Annotated in this window: 1 protein-coding gene and 1 pseudogene; both read left to right on the forward strand. The window is 57.3% G+C overall.

Annotation, left to right across the window (positions count from 1 at the left end):
* Positions 1-1,602 (forward strand): RHS repeat domain-containing protein (locus tag K5E40_RS34230; protein WP_221734420.1); only part of this gene is annotated, 1,602 nt, incomplete at its 5' end.
* Positions 1,592-2,290 (forward strand): annotated as a pseudogene (locus K5E40_RS34235) (toxin); the annotation flags it as partial. The gene K5E40_RS34230 and the pseudogene K5E40_RS34235, both read left to right, overlap by 11 nt.

Raw genomic sequence — 2,290 nt, forward strand, 5'->3', positions numbered from 1 at the left:
GTCCAGATGTGTATCGACTCGACCAGCAACCGCGGCGTGCGCTGGAAACCGGGCGACCCGCCCCCTGACTTCGACAAGCTGTTCGACCGCCACGGCAATCTGCAGACGCTGGCTACCGGGGACATGCAATGGAACGTGCGAGACGAGCTGGCCTGCGTGACGCTGATCCACCGTGAAGACGCTCGCGACGACGCCGAGCACTACCACTACAGCCAAGGCGTGCGGGTGTTCAAACGTCATGAAACCTTTACCGACACCGCCGAACACTTCCATCAGGTGCGCTATTTGCCGGGGCTGGAAATTCGCACAAAGGACAACGGTGAAGAACTGCACGTCATCAGTGTCGGCAGCGCACGCTGTCTGCATTGGGCAAAAAAACCACCCCAAGGCGTCGAGATCAATCAACTGCGCTACAGCCTCGAGGATCACTTGGGGTCCTGCACGATGGAACTGGACCAGAACGCCGAGATCACCAGTCAGGAAGGCTATTACCCGTTCGGTGCCACTGCCTGGATGCTTGCAAAGTTCTTGATTGAGGTGAGTTACAGGTTCATTCGTTATTCGGGCAAAGAGATGGATGCCAGCGGTTTTTATTACTACGGCGCACGGTATTACGCAGCGTGGGAGCAACGCTGGATCAGCCCCGACCCGGCGGGGGATGTGGACGGACTGAATTTGTATGAGTTTGTCAGCAACAATCCGCTGCGTTTTGTGGATGCCGCGGGTGAAAGTGAACTGGAGGCTGCCATCAAGCTTTCTTCTGAGTTCATTTCCACTGTAGGGGGATTTGCCGACCAGACCAATAAGGTCATGCATGACGTCATTCATCAGAAACATTTGGGAAGAAACCTCCTGGCCAATTTCGTTGCGGAGGTAGGCAAAGGTATTGCTGGCTATGAAGTGGGCGTCAGAGCGGCGGGAGGGGTTGATAGCGTCGTTCCAAGCGTTCCTGGTATTCCTTTTCTGGGAACCGGTGGATTGACCGCCGGCAACCTCGCCGGCGATCTGGTCAATGCCGTGTTGGATCCGGTGAGTAATGAGATTGCGGACAGGGTTGGCGTCCGCCTGGGCCCGTTGATACCACAAACGTCGACGATGTCGGTCGAAAAGATCAATGAGGACTTGGGGATCTCTACTACTTCCCAAAAAAAAACAGGCATGCAAGACATCAAGGACAAGCTGAATTCAATAGCGAGCTCAGCCCCTGATTTTCTCCTGAACCGAGTTATATCCAGTTGGATCTCGATTATTCCCGGCGCTCTCAGCATGTTGGCTCGAGCTATCGAAGCAGAAGACATCAAAAACGGTCTGGATCCCGTCAAGATCGCCAAAATCGAGACGATGTATCTCCAGTGGCAGCAGGCTGTTACAGAGCAGTCGAATTTATACGAAGCCGCCTTCAAAGCATCAGGCTCGGATGTCGGTCTGGCGACTTTGCGCGCACAAACCGCGGCTGTTCAGGCCGACATCGCCCACGGACTCAGGGGAGTGGCCGCGTACAAGGAAAGGAACACAACGGATAACCGGTTTTTACGACAGCAGGCTCACCCCGTCGCTAAAAAACATTCCCGGTTGTACAACTGGTGGATCCATGGGAATTAGATCCCCTCATTGGCGCACGCCTTCACTCTCTGTGAGCGATGGCCGTGGCCTGCCGATTTGTCAGGTCGACTATTTGCGTAGTGTTGAGGGTGACGGTGCAACGTCTTTGACAAGCCGTCAGTGTCACGATGCAAGTGGGCGATTGGTGGCTCAATGGGATCCGCGCCTGACGGTGCCCAGCCTGACCACCGTTTATGGCTTGGGCGGCGCAGTACTGAAGTCCGACAGCGTCGACGCCGGCTGGCGCCTGAACCTGCCGGGATTGGCCGGTGAGCCGCAGCAACGCTGGGACGAGCGCGGCAGCCATTGGCGTACTGCCTTCGACGACCAATTGCGCGCAGTGGCCGTCGAGGAAAACGGCGAGGCCCTGGTCGATGTGTTCAGCTATGCCGACGCCACTGCCGATGCTGGCTACAACCTGCGCGGGCAATTGCTGCAAAGCCAGGATCGCTCCGGCACGCTGCACACCGACAGCTTCGCCTTGTTCGGCCAGCCGATACAGGAAACCCGCACCTTTGGCGATGGCGAAGCCTTCACCAGTCAACGGGTGTTCAGCCCCGTGGGTGCCGTACTGGAACAGACCGATGCCGGCGACCATCGGCAGCAGTCGCGCTATGGCCTGGCCGGGCAACTCAAGCAGGTGCAATTGCTGATCAACGGCCAGCCCGACTGGCAGCCGGTTCTGCTC

The organism is Pseudomonas baetica (genome assembly GCF_019733355.1).
GTDB lineage: Bacteria > Pseudomonadota > Gammaproteobacteria > Pseudomonadales > Pseudomonadaceae > Aquipseudomonas > Aquipseudomonas baetica_A.